Below are 15,327 nucleotides of genomic sequence, written 5' to 3'. Positions count from 1 at the left end.
CTCGGTTAATCTGCAATCAGTACAAAAATAATTATTAACACTTTTATTTGGTAAAGCTATTGAAGTTTACCAGTTTGTAACGCTGCGCCGAGACGTAAGGAAGTACCTATGAATCTAACGATAAGAAAGCGACTTTATATTCTTTCCATCATTCCCGTGTTAACGATTGCTTTGGGTATGATGTGGTTTACCTACCTCCAAACCAGTACCTACAACCAACAACAAATCAATCATACGCACACGACGATGATGGCGATGAAGAAAGCGGAACTGAAAAACTATGTGCAGATGGCTCATTCCGCACTCAAACCGTTATTGGATCGTAATGCCTCATTGCAAGAAGCCATTCCAGTGCTCAAAGAGCTAGAGTTCGGCCAATCAGGTTATATTTTTGCGTACGACTCAAAAGGCGTGCGTGTTGTTGTCGGAAAAAACAATAAAGGGGTTGGAGAAAACTTCTATAACCTGCAAGACAAAAAAGGCAACTACCTGATCCAAGACCTGTTGAAAAACGCCAAAACGGGTGACTTCACAACCTACTACTTCCCTAAGTTAGGGCAAACCGAAGCATTACCTAAACTCAGCTACTCCATGTTCATTCCCAAGTGGGATATTATGATTGGCACAGGTTTTTATACTGATGATATCGATGCGATCATTACAGAGATGGAAAACACAGCAAACGATGAGCTAAACAATACCTTAGCCGCTATTGCTATGTTTTGTGTCTCTATTGCCGTTGTCGTGGCTATTTTTGCCGTACTCGTCAACCGTAGCATTATGCGCCCTATCGAACAGTTTGACAGCTCAATCCAATCTTTCGCGCAAGGTGACGCCGACTTAACCGCGCGTATGGAAGAATCTAGCGTGCCAGAATTTAAGCAGCTCGCGCATAACTTCAATATCTTCGTTGAGAGCTTGCAAGGAATTATTAAGAGCGTCAGCCATGTCGGACAAGAGGTAGTATCAGAAACTAACAACATGTCTCAACGCGCCTCACAAGTCGATGAATTGGCTTCTGGTCAACGTGAGGAAACGGAACAAGTCGCGACTGCAATGACAGAAATGACGGCCACCGCTCACGAGATCTCTGGCAACGCAAACCAAGCCGCCGATTCCGCTAAAAACGCCGATGACAACGCACAACAAGCGAAGCACATCGTAGACTCCGCCGCTAACTCCGTTGAAGCGCTAGCGAATGAGGTATCTGAAGCAAGCACTGTAATTTCACGTCTAGAGAGTGACGTGCAGAACATCTCATCCTCACTTGAAGTCATCCAAGATATTGCTGAACAAACCAACTTGCTTGCGCTAAATGCCGCCATTGAAGCAGCACGAGCGGGCGACCAAGGACGCGGATTCGCAGTTGTAGCGGATGAAGTGCGTAAGCTTGCAAGCCGCACTCAGGACAGCACAGGTGACATTCACAAGATGATCGATCAACTTAAAGCAGGTTCGGATGCCGCAGTAAAAGCGATGGAATCTAGCCAAGCACGTGGCGAAGCGACAGTAGAAGAAGCACGTGCTGCATCGGTTGCGCTGCAAGATATTCAAGCAGCGATTGCGAATATCATGGACATGAACACGCTGATCGCTACCGCGACCGAAGAGCAAAGCCAAGTTGGACAAGAGATTTCACAACGCATCGAAGTCATTTCTCAGCAAAGTAGTCAATCGGCGCACCTTGCCAATCAAAATCGCTCGGGCAGCCAAAACCTCAATCACAAAGCCAACGAGCTTTACGACTTGGTGGGACGCTTCACGGTTTAACTTCCTTAACCATACTTAATAGTAGAAACAGCGACGCCTTAACGTCGCTGTTTTTATTTCTGCTATCCTCAAGCGACTTAGCTATAATGCCGCCAACTAAGCACCCATAAGGGCAAAACCAGATGATTATCATGACCACCAATTTCGGTGACATCGAAATTGAATTGAATCTAGAACGAGCGCCAGTTAGCTCAAAGAACTTCAAAAAATACTGTGAAGATGGCTTCTACAACGGCACCATTTTCCACCGCGTTATCGATGGTTTTATGATCCAAGGTGGCGGTCACACCGAAGACATGGCAGAAAAGCCAACGCGCGCCCCGATTGCGAACGAAGCAAACCGTGGTCTAAAGAACCTTGTTGGCACTATCGCAATGGCGCGTACCGATGCACCGCACTCTGCAACGGCACAGTTCTTCATTAACTTGGAAGACAACGATTTCCTAGACCACACCGCAACCACCAACTTGGGCTGGGGCTACGCGGTGTTTGGCAAAGTGACTGCGGGTATGGATGTCGTAAATCGCATCGCGAAAGTGAAAACGACCTCTAAGCTTGGTCACGATGATGTACCATGCGATCCAATCATTATTGAGAAAGTGACAATCAGCGAATAAGCCCATTTGCCTCTTCGGAGAAATCGTCGCTATAAAATGAAGAAAGCGCCTAATGTCTGATGACTTAGGCGCTTTTTGTTTTTATGACTCAGCCTATTAGTTTAGCTTGTGCCGGAGTTATTGATAGAAAAGCTCGGCTTTTGCTCCGACTAAATCAAGCTCAGAGCCTTGAAAATCAGCCAGATATTCAGCAACAAGGTTGTACCCAACCCAATACCCCATGTATTTCGGCCAGCGACTTTCATCACTGCCAAGAAAGTAAGCGTCGAAGCTGTAATCTAAGCTGGTCAACTTGTCTTTCATCTCAGCATAGAAAGGGCGCCAATCTTGATCTTTGATTTGCTCAAACAAGCTCGGTGTGATGCCGCCATTCACCTTACGTTCGAAATGACAAGCTAACCCTTCCATAATCAGTACATCACCAAGCGCAGCGCCATTCTCTCCCGCTCGCATACGGAACAGGTGATGCAACTCATGCGCTAACACCGCAGCTAGTTCTTTCTCAATAACGTTTTTAATATCAGCACGTTGAGTATCAAGCAGAATCTCTACACGATAGGCGCTTAAGCAATAGCCACCAATCCCCGTCTGCGGTACGTCATTGCGATCAAACGGGCTAACGGTCAGGTCGATGTTACTGAGATCAAAGTAACTAGAAAGTTGTGAGCTCAGGTCATCAAGTTTCTGATGTAAATACTCAGCGAGTGGAGACAACTCTCCCGTCGCATTTAACAGGGTTCCGCGATAACTCATTTATCTTCCTTGATAATGTTGGTTAAGAGCGAGGAGTTTACAGTGTAAAGAGTGAGCAGTTCTAGCGATTACATCCCTTTGAACAAACTTTGAGATGCACGGCTCACAGCGAGCTTGTTTTCCCCAATGTGAACAAACATTCTTCCAGCAAAGTCTTTGTTTACTTTGCTAATTTTGCACACTTGCACCACGCTTGAACGGTGCACTTGCCAGAACTGTTCTGGGTTAAGCTGCCCTATCAACTCTTTCAACGATGTGCGAATCAAATACTCCTGCACTTTACCTTGTCCTTGTTGGGCATACACAGAAACGTATTTTTCTTCCGCTTTGAAATACAGCACATCAGACGTGGCGATCAGATGAATATCTTCCCCTTGCGTTGCTTTGATCCACTGAAGATATTGCGGCGTTTGTGGCGCGGATAATTGTTGTAACTGTTCTAACAGGCTGTTCATCTGCACATTGCTGCTTTCTTGCTCTCGCTTAGCAAGGCGTGCTTTCACTCTTTCACACGTCGTCAGGAGGCGCTCATCCGAGATAGGCTTGAGCAAATAATCGGCGGCATTTTGCTCAAAAGCTTTGATGGCGTAATCATCGTACGCAGTGACAAACACAATCAAAGGTGGATTGGCGAGTTGATTGAGTTTTTGCGCTAGTGTCATGCCATCCAAAACTGGCATACGAATATCAAGAAACACAATGTCAGGTTGGTTGTGCTTAATAGCTTGCAACGCTTGTTCACCATCCGCGACTTTGGCTATTACCTCTAGCTCTGGCCACACTTCAGCTAGGCTTTTATCAAGATGACGCCTCAATAGCGGTTCATCATCAGCAATAATCGCAGTAAACCCTGTATTCATTCCTTTCTTCCTTGATTACGATTCCATTGGCCAGCGCAAGCGAACACAAACGCCACCCTGAGCAGACTCACTGATAGAAACCTCTCCTTGCCCGGCGAACAAAGCTTCCACTCGCTGCTTGAGATTACTTAGACCCACGCCAGAGCCCATGTGCCCACTCACGTGATTTAAGCCAACACCTGTGTCTCTGACTTCAATCAGCAAGTTCTGTTGTTTGCGCTTAATCAGCAAACGGACTTCACCGCCTTCTCGCTTCGGCTCAATACCATGGATGATGGCGTTTTCGATTAAGGGTTGAAGCATCATCGGCGGTAATTCGGTTCTGCCTAACCCCTCTTCCACCTCAATCTTGTAACTCAGTCGATCACCCAAACGAGTTTGTTGGATGCCTAAGTAAGCCTCAAGTAACGCCGTTTCATCGTCTATGGTGGTGCGTTCTTCACGTGAGCTTTTGAGCGTCGCACGCAGCAGCGCGGTTAACTGTTCTAGCATTAGCTTGGCTTTATCGACATCTTGCGACATGAGCACACTGATATTTGCCAAGGTATTGAATAAGAAATGCGGTTCAATCTGGCTTTGCATCTGCTTAAGCTGACTCAGCAACAGCGCACGATCTTGCTCTGCTTTCTCGCGTTTGATGGCTTCCAACTCTCGTTGAGCGATTGCATGTTGCTCGCGTGAGTAGAAATAGAAAAAGCACATGGCACTGAATAACAACCCCATGAGTCCAACCGATAGCATACCTGAGATGCCGAAATATTCTCCGAGCCAAAACTGGGCGTTTACCACACCAAACAATAGGCAAGCCGTCAAAGAGATAGCCACTTCCGCCAAACGAGGAATCGTAGGAAACAGGCGGTCGACAAGCCATGAGAAGAAGATAGCCGAATAGCCAAATCCAAAGCTAACCGCCACATGAATATAAAATGGACCGCCCCAAACCGAGAGCGTCATTGCTGCAATAAAGAAACAAAATGCCGTGGTCACTAATAAGCTACGCGGCCATCCACTTTTCACCACTGATTTTGCTGAACACATTTAGAATTTCCCTTTGATGTTAAATACAATCATATGCTTATCATTGATTTGTGCGTAAGCAGATTGGTCGTCTCCGGTTAAAAAGCGTGCGGCAACTTCCACTTCTACACTTTGATCGCCAGTATCAATCCATTGGTAGTTAAGCCACTGCGTGACGATCACACCACCATCTTGTGGCGACAGCATCACATCCAACGTAGGGGTTACATCACTTAGCCAGCCCATATCCGCTTTACCGTTCCATGCAGCCCACGCTTCCACATCCCAACTCCAGTGCAGCATTACGTTATGCTGAACGATATTGGCGTGCTGAAACCCTTGAGCGTAGCTTGTTGCGAGTAGAGACGTTTGGGGATTAAGGGTTTGAGAGAGTAATTCGCCACGCTCTATTGCTTGCTGCCACTCGCTTTTCGACCATGCTCGGCTGTCGTACCAATATTCAGCAATCACGTTGTGTCCAGCTTGGTTTGCCCAGTTCACCCCAACTAAAGCTTGGAATGCGCTTCCCTGCTCCTCAACTGAAACGGGTTGGTAAAGATCATCCTGCTGAAACTGATAGCCGACACTTTGCTTTTGCCACAGCATGGAACCGTGCATGGCGATGGATTCATCCCACACGGCAATGGCACTGGCTCCGAGTAAACCTCGGCGCACATCATCGTAATAACCAATAAGTTGATACTCGGTGTCTCCCACCAGCGCATAACGACGAATACCAACACCTTGTTGCTCTGCGGCTTGATCAAGTGCACTTTGGTCTTGTTGCCCCCAACTTGAATCGGTCGCAATGACGGTCCATTCGCCGTCCATATCATAGTGTGAAAGTGAAAACACGCCCGCGCCCTCTTCTGCGACTAAGCCAACCGGGTTTTGTCGATAAGGCTTAAACAGATCCAAAGGTCGGTAGCCATAACCCACGCCCCAATCCACGCGCAACTTACCCAAACTCACATCAAGAGTGGTGTCACCGACTTGCCACTCCCCTAGCCAAGCCAGCTCTCTAATCAACAACTGGTTATCAGCTTCACTCCACCAATCACTCTTTCCTTGTTGATTGAGGTACAAACCTTGGCTATACAGAGCAAACAAGCCACTGAAGTTCTGATAATTCACCTGCACATCCAACAGTGCATTAAGTGAATCACGAGAACTGCCCTGCGCCTGCATAAATGCGCTGTCACGCTGCTTGGCAGTTTCGTAACTGACAGCCCAATCCCACTCAAAACTCAGCTCATCATTGGCAAAAACTGGGGCTGCTGCGCCCACACACAACGACGCAGCAATCAACAAACTGGTGTTTTTGTTAAGGTTAGGCTGGTGCGATTTCATGTGACTTCCTTGCTCGTTTTCATGGATCTATTTACGGAGTTCAGGCTAAAGCTGAGTCGTATTGGCTTTCGGCAAATAGCTTGGGTTGTAGAACTTGTTGTCCAGCTGCCAAGGCACGATTTCTTGATACTCGATAACGGTCTTTTTGCTCGGCTGAATGCTATCAAGCAAGGTCATCTCACTGACATAGTCTTCGCCATTGTCGGTTGCGCGTCCGTATTGCGCTTGCTTGGCGAGTTTGCCAGAGCGCAAGTAGAGATCGGCTTTGATTGGAAACGCATCTTGCTCAGACAACCACAAGTCGATCTTCTGATAGCTCGCCCCTTTGGTTTTCGCGGTTAACGCAAGGTGATAAGCCGCGACACTCTCTCCGTTCACCGAAACAGTTTCTGTCGCTTTCCATTCACCTTGATAATCTTGGCTCCACGTCAGGGTTGAGATGTCGCCGATAGACGCTTCACCAAGCAGCTTCTGCATTGGCGTAATGCGAATCGGGCGGCGGCTCTTTGGCATTTGCAGCCAGTAGTTATCGCCCATCATCAGCATCTTTTGCCCAGCTTCGACTGCCGATTTGAACACCACCAACGATTCACGATTTGGACGCGTGTACACATGGTAAAGGCGGGTTTTATCTAACTCTTGGTCTTGATATAAGCGCACCAGTGACACCACTTTGGAGGAATCATCTTGCAAGCGGTAGCTGTCGGCTTTTTCAATCAATTGCGCGACTTGCAGTGCATCTAGCGCAGTTTCATTCGCACTGGCATTCATGCTTGCAACGCCGCTTACCGTCAGCAGTGCAATTGGTAATAGTGATTTGAAATTAAACATAAATCAGTGCCTCCGTAATTGGCTTGTTCACCCCTTTGCGCGCCGAGAAAAACGCCGCAACCAAACAAATCATCAATACTGCGAATCCTGCGACAGCTACCAGCTCCCAAGAGAAGTAAATCGTCAATGGGTAACCTTCTGTGCGTCCTGGCGGTGGCGGCATTTGCACATCCACGACCATCAGTAAAATGGTGACTAGTGCCGTAAACAAAGCGCCGATTAAGCTGCCAATCACCGCGAGTAACCCTGCTTCGCGCAAGAACCCAGCAATGATTTCGCGAGGGTAGCTACCAAGAGCCGACAAGGTGCCAATTTCACGAGTACGCTCAGTCACCGACATAGTCATGGTGTTGAACAGCGCAACAAAGACCACCAGCGCCATTACTGCGCCCATGATGCCGAAGATACGGTCGTACAAATCTTTCACTTTGAGATAGAAGAACGCACGTTCTTGCCAAGGCGTAATCTCAATATCTTGATCACCAAAGTTCTGTTTTTGCTTACTCAGAACCGAAGCCACTTGTTGCTCGACTTGGTTAGTTAAACTGGTGTCGAACAGGAAGACTGATAACGCACTGACTTTGTCTGAACCGAGCAGCGATTGCGCGCTGTTGATATGCACGTACAGTTGGCGTTTATCAAGCTCAGGTACGCCGGTTGAATAGATGCCACGAACTTTGAAGTCATACGCGTTCAATGCACCGTCGGTTGTGGTCGCCAGCAAGGTAATCCAATCGCCAACGTGCACGCTTAGGTTGTTCGCCAAATCAACACCGAGCATCACCTCTGGCTCTGCTGGGTCATAACGCGATGCATGAATATTGGACAGCGTCTGCCCTTCACGCACATCCAAAAACGGTCCTTTCATATCGAATTCTCGTTCGTTCACGCCAATGCCGATAAAGATCGATGATTTGTTGCCGTTGGAAATCAAACCACTGAACTCAACTCGTGGCTGCACGCCTCGCACTTCGTTTAAGCCAATCAATTGCTTGGTGATATCGTCGGCGTGAGTTAACCCGTTACTCAGCGGCATCTCTTCTTCTTTAGCGAAGTAACCCGGTGTGGTTAACGTCAGATTCCCCGTGTCACGAGCTGTCGATTCTTTCAAACTGTCGTAGGTATACAGACCAAAACCACCCGCACTGGTTAATGCAAACACGGCAATGGCAATGATCAGCATCGACAACAAACTGCGGCGGCGATTGCGTTGCAGGTTCAACCAAGCAAGGCGAACCGAAACAGGAATTAGCTTGCCCATGAAACCTCCTCCACACTTGCGTGCGTTTGGGTGATTTTGCCATCCACCAACTCAATGGTTCGATCGCAGCGGGATGCCATTCGAGGGTCGTGTGTAGCGACGATGAAAGTAGTACCAAGCTCGTGTCCGAGCCCTTTCATAATATCGATGACCTTGTTGGCAGTTTGGCTATCAAGGCTTGCGGTTGGCTCATCAGCAATCACCAATGCTGGTTTGTGCACTAACGCACGAGCAATTGCCACGCGTTGTTGCTGACCACCTGATAGGTTATCGGGCATGTGATGAATAAATTCGCCCAAGCCAACGTGTTCTAGCATTTGCGTAGCGAGCTCGGTTTGCTCTGCTTTTGAAAAGCCGTTGAGGTGTAACGGATACGCCACGTTCTCCAACGCCGTCATCACAGGCACAAGATTGAATTTTTGGAACACAAAACCAAGCTTTTCACGGCGCATTTTCGCAGCTTGCATTTGCTCGGTTGGGTATGGGCTGCCTGCAAATGTCACCTGACCTTGGTATTGAGTATCAAGCATGCCAAGCACGTTAAGTAAGGTGCTTTTGCCTGAGCCAGACGGCCCGCACAGTGCCACCATTTCGCCCGCAAATACTTCACCAGACACGTCTCGCAATGCATGCACGGTTTGGCTGCCAAGGGCGTAATCGCGACTAAGTTGATTAAAAACGATCATGACGCCTCCCTAATATTTCGCTAGCAGCGCTTTTGCGGTTTGCGTTTCTAAATTGCTGTCACCCAACTGCTCCATTTGCGCTAACCATGTTTTGGCTTGTTGAACGTCTTCAGCGCGCAGCGCTGCTTCAATGGCATAACGGTAAATCCATGAAGTAGCCGCAAAAGGTTGCTGACTAAAACTCGGTTCATCGAGCAGAGAAAGGTACAGCTCGTAGCCGCGCTCAAAGTGATTGAACATATCTGGCAGAGAGGTAAAGGTAGTGGCTGCCATGGCGGTGGCCAGTTGGTATTCAGGTAAGCCTTGTAAGCGTTGTTGCTCTTGCAGTGGTACTGGCTGATTCGCCATTAGATCCAAACCTTTTTGGATAGTGGCAAGACCGCGCTCGGTGAACTTCATCTTGTTCCAAGGCAAAAACGCCTCACGACCTTGCAACGTTTCAGCACTACCTAAATACACCAAGGTCACCGGCGTTGCGCCCTGCTCTTCGAGTTGTTTGGATAATTCGCCGTAAACGGTATCAACTAAGCCAGAGTCACCCTGCGCAGCTTGGTTGAATTGACTGAGTGTGCGCTCGCTTGGATTAGCCAGAGCCAGATTGCTGCTAAGTGCAAATGCGGCGATAAACGTACTTGCCAGTTTAAGAGCTTTAATTGAACGAGATTGAGAAACCATCATGTACTGTCCTTAGTTGAACGTGATTTGATGGTTTCAGATTAAGGGAGAAAATCGCACGCTGCTTTTGCATGCGACCAATGGCAGTTATTTAGAATGAACGGTTGTTTGCTGCGATGAATGACATTCCCTTCTTAAAGAGAGCATATATCCCTGCTTGTTTGTAAGCGTCCATCTTTCACCACAATAGGAATAAAAATACTGGCTTAAAACCTGCATCTAGTGTATTTATCCATTCCACAGCTTTCCAAGCAGCTTACCCATAACAGACGACATCGACGCTCCTCTCATACACACCTTTGCATGGTGTCTGTTATTTCCAAATAGGATTCTTAGCATCGGAATAGTTCGAACTCTCGAGTTCTGGTTGTTTTCGCGCTCGAACTGGGTGCGTTATTAGGTCGTAGAAAATGAATAAGCGTTTTTTCCCCAGGGTCGATTTGCCACTGCTGATGGCGATCATTCCGATCATGCTATTGAGTACACTAACACTTTGGAGTGCCAGTGGCTTTAATGAGGCCATGCTCTTCAAGCATTTAGCACGCTGCGGACTGACCTTGGTTTGTATATTGGTCATGTCATCGATTCCCGCCGCTAGCTATCAACGCTCAGCTCCATATCTCTACATTATTGCGGTTGCGCTGCTACTTGCTGTCGCTTTGTTTGGCGATAGCACTAATGGCTCTCAACGTTGGCTCGATATTGGCTTTTTTCGCTTTCAACCCTCGGAGCTAATCAAACTCTCGATTCCAATCATGATCGCGTGGATGCTACATATTGAAGGTGGCAGACCAGATAGTAGAAAAATCGCATTCTGCTTACTCATCACAATGATTCCTGCTGGGTTAATCGCGCTACAACCGGATTTAGACGGTGCAGTTTTTACCGTCATTTACGCCTTATTCGTTTTATTTTTAGCTGGCATGAGCTGGAAAATAATCGGTGGCTTTGTCGCGAGTATATTAACGTTGGCGCCTATTTTGTGGTTCTTCGTCATGGAAACGTATCAAAAAAGCCGCGTTACTCAGTTCTTGCACCCGGAGTCGGATCCGTTAGGTTCGGGCTACCAAATCATCCAATCTTTGATTGCGATAGGCTCAGGCGGAATGAAAGGCAAAGGTTGGATGAATGCTACGCAAGGAACACTTGGCTTTATTCCAGAAAGTCATACGGACTTTATTTTTTCGACTTATGCCGAGGAGTGGGGTTTTGTTGGTAGTTTAGTCTTGCTCGCACTGTACTTGTTTATTACCGCGCGCGTCATGTTGCTTGCATGTCAGTCTGACCACTTTTTTAGTCGGCTTGTGAGTGGTGCATTAGCGATGAGCTTTTTCCTGTATGCTTTTATCAATACAGGCATGGTGAGCGGCTTGTTGCCAGTAATGGGAAGCCCTTTGCCGTTCTTTAGTTACGGCGGCACGGCCATGCTGACGCAAGGCATCTGCTTTGGTGTGATCATGTCACTGTGTTATTCCAAATATCGCAACGCATAATGCTGCTAGCAAAGAGTGTGATCAAAAAAGGCTTCCCGAGGGAAGCCTTTTTACAACGGTGGAAGCTAAGAAATTATAGCTCTGCGTTGTGGTAAACCTGCTGAACGTCGTCACAGTCATCTAAAAGATCTAGGAATTTCTGGAACTTCTCAGCATCTTCACCCGCTACTGGAGTGTGAGTTTGAGGAACGAAAGTGATTTCTTCCACATCGATCGTTAGATCTGGGAACGCACCATTTAGTGCTGTTTTCGTCTTGAAGAACTCTGTATGAGGAGCGAATACAGTGATCACACCGTCTTCTAGCTCAACGTCAGTTACGTCTACATCTTCCATCATTAGCGTTTCTAGGATGATTTCATCATCGTCGCCTTTGAACTGGAATACCGCTTGGTGATCGAACATGTGAGAAACTGAGCCCTCAACACCAATTTTCGCACCCACTTTAACAAAGCATTGGCGTACATCTTGGAAAGTACGGTTGCCGTTATCGGTCAGACAGTCAACGATAACACTAGTACCGCCAGGGCCGAAGCCTTCGTAGCGCGCTGGTTGGTAATCTTCACCACCGCCGCCACTCGCTTTGTCTAGTGCTTTGTCGATAACATGCGCTGGTACCTGATCTTTTTTCGCTTTCGCGATCAGGTGGCGAAGAGACAAGTTCATGTCTGGGTCACTACCGCCGTTTTTCGCGCACATGTAAATTTCTTTACCGTATTTGGAATAAACTTTAATTTTCGCGCCTGCAGTTTTCGCCATAGAGGCTTTGCGCACTTCAAAACTTCTTCCCATCGGGATGTCTCTCTAAATTCAAATTTAATGCGAAGGATTTTAGCAAAAAGCGAAACCTTTTCAATTTCGCTTAGCAAAGGAATGGGGAGGTTACCTCATTCGCCACATAGTTTTATACCGTTGTCACGATTCGCGTTAAGCGACACCCATTACTCGTTTGTACTTTTCGACCGATTGCTGAAAAAACGCTTTTTCATCAGCATCGTTAATCTTGGACAACTGTTCTTCTATTGCTTCAGGACCAGATTTGGCCTCTCTGAGCTTCCAAACCAAAAACGACGCTTGTTTATCCAGTTCGATTTTGTTTTTTTCATCAGGCGGCAATAGGGATAGATTGAACGACATTTACAGCCTCAAGGTACTTTAAATACTAGCCGCGCACTATAGCATACAGAGTTACAATTGCAGAATAGAAACGCACTTAACTTGATCAATTTCAAGTTAACTATTTGGGACCCGCACTGATTTTCAGTGCTTTTGGTAAAAACTGCTCGAATATTTGATGCAACCGATCTTTGGTCACAGGTTTGGCGACAAACTCATTCATACCGACGTCAAAGCAATGTTGTTGATCTTCCTTAATAACATTGGCACTCAACGCAATAATGGGAACGTGTTTCCCCCACTCTCCCATTTGTCGAATACGCTCAGTAGTAATGAAACCATCCATCACTGGCATTTGGCAATCCATAAACACCAAGTCAAAAGCTTGCTTCTCACATAGCTGAAGCGCTTCTTCACCATGATTTGCGACGCTCACTCGAACGCCGAGCTTTTCCAACATAATACGCACGACTTTCTGGTTTACGATGGTATCTTCAACAATCAATACCCAAGGTTGATTGTCATGCTGGAGGCTGGTTTCATTATCTTCAACTTTTGGAAACGTCAAAACATTAGGTCGTTCCGTGTAGGTAGACCGTGCTTTTACTACAACTGGAATCGAAAACTCAAAACAACTACCAAGCCCCAACTCACTTGTCAGTTGGATTTCTCCTCCCATTAAGTTCACCAACTGAGCACCAATCGCCAAACCAAGGCCGGTACCACCGTACTTTCTGGTTGTACTGCCATCGGCTTGTTGGAAACGTTCGAAGATCGCTTGTTGGTTCTCTTTTGCAATACCAATGCCAGAATCAACGACGCGAAATCGAATCATGGCGACATCATGCTCTTGACGTGTTAACTCAACAAGAAGCTTCACATGACCACGATCAGTAAATTTGATCGCGTTGCTCAACAAATTGTTCAATACCTGTTTTAAGCGTGCAGCATCACCTTGCACTTCCGCTGGCAAGTGAGGATCAATATCGCTAAGCAATTGCAGATTCTTCTGCTTGGCTTTGACGGTATGTAAGCTGATCACATCATCCAAAATACGGCGCAGATCATAGCTCGCATTTTCTAATTCGACTTTACCTGCTTCGACTTTAGAAAAGTCGAGAATATCGTCGATGATCGTCATTAAAGAGTGAGAAGAACTATCGATGATCTCTACAAACTCTTTTTGCTGAGGATCGAGTTTGGTGTCACCCAGTAATGAAGCGACACCAATAATGCCATTCATCGGTGTTCGAATTTCATGGCTCATAGTGGCAAGAAATTCACTTTTTTTGCGGTTGGCGACTTCCGCTCTATCTCTTTCTTCTTCAAGCTCAGTCTGATGTTCACGGACTTTCTCAACGCTTCGGTTGTATTTCTCCGCCAACACGCTCACTTCATCAAAACACCAACGCTTTGGGAGCGTAACTTTGCTTGGGACCTTCCCGCCACTAAAATCGCTCACGGCGCCGGAAAGCAGTTGGAGAGGATTGACCAAGAGGCGGAAGGCGACCCAAAGCACGCCAATTATGAGCAATAGGATCTTGATCGCTTCTGTCGTGAGCAAGAAAAAAAATTGTTGCCAAAGATCTTCATAAATCGAGCTCAGATCCGCCTGAACAGTCAATGTCGCCAGATCATAGGTTTTATCACCAACACGATATTGCATCGGCCAACTTCTTTCTACGACATCCTCAGAAAGTGCGGTGCCCAGTTCGACGATAACTTCATCTTCATTAGCGATACGTAAATAATCCACAGAGGGCATGCGCATTGCGCCCTCTGCTTGAGTGAGTAACAGCTCCCTATCCTCCACCCATAAGCTGGCAGAAAAGCTCGATAAGTAACTGGATTCGACCTGCTTTAGCTCGACGTGCAAATGGGCTAAATCTTCGTTAAAAACTCGATATAAACTCACAGCGGAAATGATGACAGTAAAGATTAAACTCAACGTTAGCACCGCCAACATAAGTTGGTTGCCGATACTAAATCGACGTTGAGATCGCTCTTTTTCATCCATATGAAATCGCTCCGATAAACTTGCGCTACTCTAAATATAGCCACGCGCAAATAATAATCGAGGATACGATGAAAAGACTTCTACTTAGATTGGCTTTTAGTTTTATTGCGATAGGAACTTATGCTACTGCCGCTGAAGTGAACTATTACGTTATCGCCGACCAAGCAAGGCCATTTCAAATAGAACAACAGGGGCAAATGCATTCCGGGATTGTGACTGACATCGTCAGTGCCATTTTCGCTGAATCAGATTATCAGGTGAATTATCATACTTATCCGTTTAAACGAATGATCTCCATATTAGAAGAAGGTGGCGAACCAAACTGGCTAACTTACGGCAGCCCAAATTGGGGCAAGGTGCAATCAGAAAACTTGTCTGAAGAGCCCATTTACACTGTAAAACATGTATTGGTCTCTAGTAGTGAGAAACCGTTAGAGTTCAAGAATATGGACACCATGCATGGCCGATCTATCGTATTACTACTCGGTTTTGATTATCCGAATTTAATCCCATTCTTTGAGGATGGTAGTGTGAATGAAATACGCGTTAAAGATTATGATGCCGCATATCGAGTGATAACCCGAACACCAGGAGATACAGCCTTCGTCGAAATGGAATCACGCGTTATGTACAACTTAAAACGCCTCAATTTGTCGCTAGAAGATTTTCAGATCCAATCTTTCGACTCAGTTATCCCTGACTACTCGATCTATTTGGCCTTTTCGCCCCAAATGCAGCCAGAAACTCAGGACTACATCAATACACGTTTGGCTGAGTTAAAAACATCGGGTGAAATTGATGAGATCATTCAAAGGTATCAATAAATGACCTAACGAATGAAAACGCCAACGATAGAATCGTTGGCGTTTTCATCTATTGAGAC

15 protein-coding genes are annotated in these 15,327 nt (G+C 46.5%); 4 read left to right on the top strand and 11 right to left on the bottom strand.

What is annotated here, in order from left to right; genetic code table 11:
* Positions 1-108: 108 nt before the first annotated feature.
* Positions 109-1,770: a methyl-accepting chemotaxis protein gene (locus R2S67_RS02600; RefSeq protein WP_005392065.1), complete on the top strand. Its 1,662-nt coding sequence runs from the start codon at positions 109-111 to the stop codon at positions 1,768-1,770.
* A gap of 122 nt (positions 1,771-1,892) precedes the next feature.
* Positions 1,893-2,387 carry a peptidylprolyl isomerase gene (locus tag R2S67_RS02595; RefSeq protein WP_020195057.1) on the top strand — a complete coding sequence of 165 codons (495 nt, stop codon included), beginning with the start codon at positions 1,893-1,895 and terminating at the stop codon, positions 2,385-2,387.
* Between the two features lie 117 nt (positions 2,388-2,504).
* Here R2S67_RS02595 and R2S67_RS02590 read toward each other — a convergent pair whose 3' ends face one another.
* The 8 genes from R2S67_RS02590 to R2S67_RS02555 all read right to left on the bottom strand — a co-directional run bounded on the left by R2S67_RS02590 (position 2,505) and on the right by R2S67_RS02555 (position 9,823).
* Positions 2,505-3,140 (bottom strand): DUF2268 domain-containing putative Zn-dependent protease, encoded by a 636-nt coding sequence (locus R2S67_RS02590; protein WP_317342051.1) that lies wholly within the window; start codon positions 3,138-3,140, stop codon positions 2,505-2,507.
* A gap of 68 nt (positions 3,141-3,208) precedes the next feature.
* Positions 3,209-4,000: a LytR/AlgR family response regulator transcription factor gene (locus R2S67_RS02585; protein ID WP_065645241.1), complete on the bottom strand. Its 792-nt coding sequence runs from the start codon at positions 3,998-4,000 to the stop codon at positions 3,209-3,211.
* Between the two features lie 15 nt (positions 4,001-4,015).
* On the bottom strand, positions 4,016-5,038 hold the full coding sequence (locus R2S67_RS02580) for a sensor histidine kinase (RefSeq protein ID WP_317342050.1): 1,023 nt from the start codon (positions 5,036-5,038) through the stop codon (positions 4,016-4,018).
* On the bottom strand, positions 5,039-6,367 hold the full coding sequence (locus R2S67_RS02575) for a hypothetical protein (protein WP_317342048.1): 1,329 nt from the start codon (positions 6,365-6,367) through the stop codon (positions 5,039-5,041).
* 45 nt (positions 6,368-6,412) lie between these two features.
* Positions 6,413-7,198, bottom strand: a complete 786-nt coding sequence (locus tag R2S67_RS02570; RefSeq protein ID WP_317342047.1) for an outer membrane lipoprotein-sorting protein — start codon at positions 7,196-7,198, stop codon at positions 6,413-6,415.
* On the bottom strand, positions 7,191-8,459 hold the full coding sequence (locus R2S67_RS02565; RefSeq protein ID WP_317342046.1) for an ABC transporter permease: 1,269 nt from the start codon (positions 8,457-8,459) through the stop codon (positions 7,191-7,193). Before R2S67_RS02565 ends, R2S67_RS02570 begins: the two co-directional genes overlap by 8 nt.
* Positions 8,447-9,145, bottom strand: coding sequence for an ABC transporter ATP-binding protein (locus R2S67_RS02560; protein ID WP_317342045.1), 699 nt, complete (start codon positions 9,143-9,145; stop codon positions 8,447-8,449). The genes R2S67_RS02565 and R2S67_RS02560 overlap by 13 nt, the downstream gene beginning before the upstream one ends.
* A gap of 9 nt (positions 9,146-9,154) precedes the next feature.
* Positions 9,155-9,823 carry a hypothetical protein gene (locus R2S67_RS02555; protein WP_317342044.1) on the bottom strand — a complete coding sequence of 223 codons (669 nt, stop codon included), beginning with the start codon at positions 9,821-9,823 and terminating at the stop codon, positions 9,155-9,157.
* A gap of 407 nt (positions 9,824-10,230) precedes the next feature.
* Here R2S67_RS02555 and rodA point away from each other — a divergent pair, with 407 nt between their 5' ends.
* Positions 10,231-11,313: a rod shape-determining protein RodA gene (gene rodA, locus R2S67_RS02550; protein WP_046875633.1), complete on the top strand. Its 1,083-nt coding sequence runs from the start codon at positions 10,231-10,233 to the stop codon at positions 11,311-11,313.
* Between the two features lie 73 nt (positions 11,314-11,386).
* Here the strand turns inward: rodA and R2S67_RS02545 are convergent, their stop codons facing one another.
* The 3 genes from R2S67_RS02545 to R2S67_RS02535 all read right to left on the bottom strand — a co-directional run bounded on the left by R2S67_RS02545 (position 11,387) and on the right by R2S67_RS02535 (position 14,444).
* Positions 11,387-12,103, bottom strand: a complete 717-nt coding sequence (locus R2S67_RS02545) for a YebC/PmpR family DNA-binding transcriptional regulator (protein WP_005392082.1) — start codon at positions 12,101-12,103, stop codon at positions 11,387-11,389.
* Positions 12,104-12,238: 135 nt separating this feature from the next.
* A complete protein-coding gene (locus R2S67_RS02540; RefSeq protein ID WP_005374484.1) occupies positions 12,239-12,448 on the bottom strand; it encodes a DUF3283 family protein in 210 nt (69 codons plus the stop codon).
* A 100-nt stretch (positions 12,449-12,548) separates the two neighbouring features.
* On the bottom strand, positions 12,549-14,444 hold the full coding sequence (locus tag R2S67_RS02535; protein WP_046875634.1) for an ATP-binding protein: 1,896 nt from the start codon (positions 14,442-14,444) through the stop codon (positions 12,549-12,551).
* A 68-nt stretch (positions 14,445-14,512) separates the two neighbouring features.
* Between R2S67_RS02535 and R2S67_RS02530 the strand changes: the two genes are divergently transcribed.
* On the top strand, positions 14,513-15,268 hold the full coding sequence (locus R2S67_RS02530) for a substrate-binding periplasmic protein (protein ID WP_006740908.1): 756 nt from the start codon (positions 14,513-14,515) through the stop codon (positions 15,266-15,268).
* The last annotated feature ends 59 nt before the right edge of the window (positions 15,269-15,327 follow it).

This window comes from Vibrio sp. T13N (assembly GCF_032970445.1).
Taxonomy (GTDB): domain Bacteria; phylum Pseudomonadota; class Gammaproteobacteria; order Enterobacterales; family Vibrionaceae; genus Vibrio; species Vibrio diabolicus.
Note: the sequence above shows the minus strand (reverse complement) of the source record. Positions and strands in the feature narration are given on the sequence as shown.

Coding starts and splice junctions, on each gene's coding strand:
- R2S67_RS02600 (WP_005392065.1), top strand. CDS start 109: ATGAATCTAACGATAAGAAAGCGACTTTATATTCTTTCCATCATTCCC.
- R2S67_RS02595 (WP_020195057.1), top strand. CDS start 1,893: ATGATTATCATGACCACCAATTTCGGTGACATCGAAATTGAATTGAAT.
- R2S67_RS02590 (WP_317342051.1), bottom strand. CDS start 3,140: ATGAGTTATCGCGGAACCCTGTTAAATGCGACGGGAGAGTTGTCTCCA.
- R2S67_RS02585 (WP_065645241.1), bottom strand. CDS start 4,000: ATGAATACAGGGTTTACTGCGATTATTGCTGATGATGAACCGCTATTG.
- R2S67_RS02580 (WP_317342050.1), bottom strand. CDS start 5,038: ATGTGTTCAGCAAAATCAGTGGTGAAAAGTGGATGGCCGCGTAGCTTA.
- R2S67_RS02575 (WP_317342048.1), bottom strand. CDS start 6,367: ATGAAATCGCACCAGCCTAACCTTAACAAAAACACCAGTTTGTTGATT.
- R2S67_RS02570 (WP_317342047.1), bottom strand. CDS start 7,198: ATGTTTAATTTCAAATCACTATTACCAATTGCACTGCTGACGGTAAGC.
- R2S67_RS02565 (WP_317342046.1), bottom strand. CDS start 8,459: ATGGGCAAGCTAATTCCTGTTTCGGTTCGCCTTGCTTGGTTGAACCTG.
- R2S67_RS02560 (WP_317342045.1), bottom strand. CDS start 9,145: ATGATCGTTTTTAATCAACTTAGTCGCGATTACGCCCTTGGCAGCCAA.
- R2S67_RS02555 (WP_317342044.1), bottom strand. CDS start 9,823: ATGATGGTTTCTCAATCTCGTTCAATTAAAGCTCTTAAACTGGCAAGT.
- rodA (WP_046875633.1), top strand. CDS start 10,231: ATGAATAAGCGTTTTTTCCCCAGGGTCGATTTGCCACTGCTGATGGCG.
- R2S67_RS02545 (WP_005392082.1), bottom strand. CDS start 12,103: ATGGGAAGAAGTTTTGAAGTGCGCAAAGCCTCTATGGCGAAAACTGCA.
- R2S67_RS02540 (WP_005374484.1), bottom strand. CDS start 12,448: ATGTCGTTCAATCTATCCCTATTGCCGCCTGATGAAAAAAACAAAATC.
- R2S67_RS02535 (WP_046875634.1), bottom strand. CDS start 14,444: ATGGATGAAAAAGAGCGATCTCAACGTCGATTTAGTATCGGCAACCAA.
- R2S67_RS02530 (WP_006740908.1), top strand. CDS start 14,513: ATGAAAAGACTTCTACTTAGATTGGCTTTTAGTTTTATTGCGATAGGA.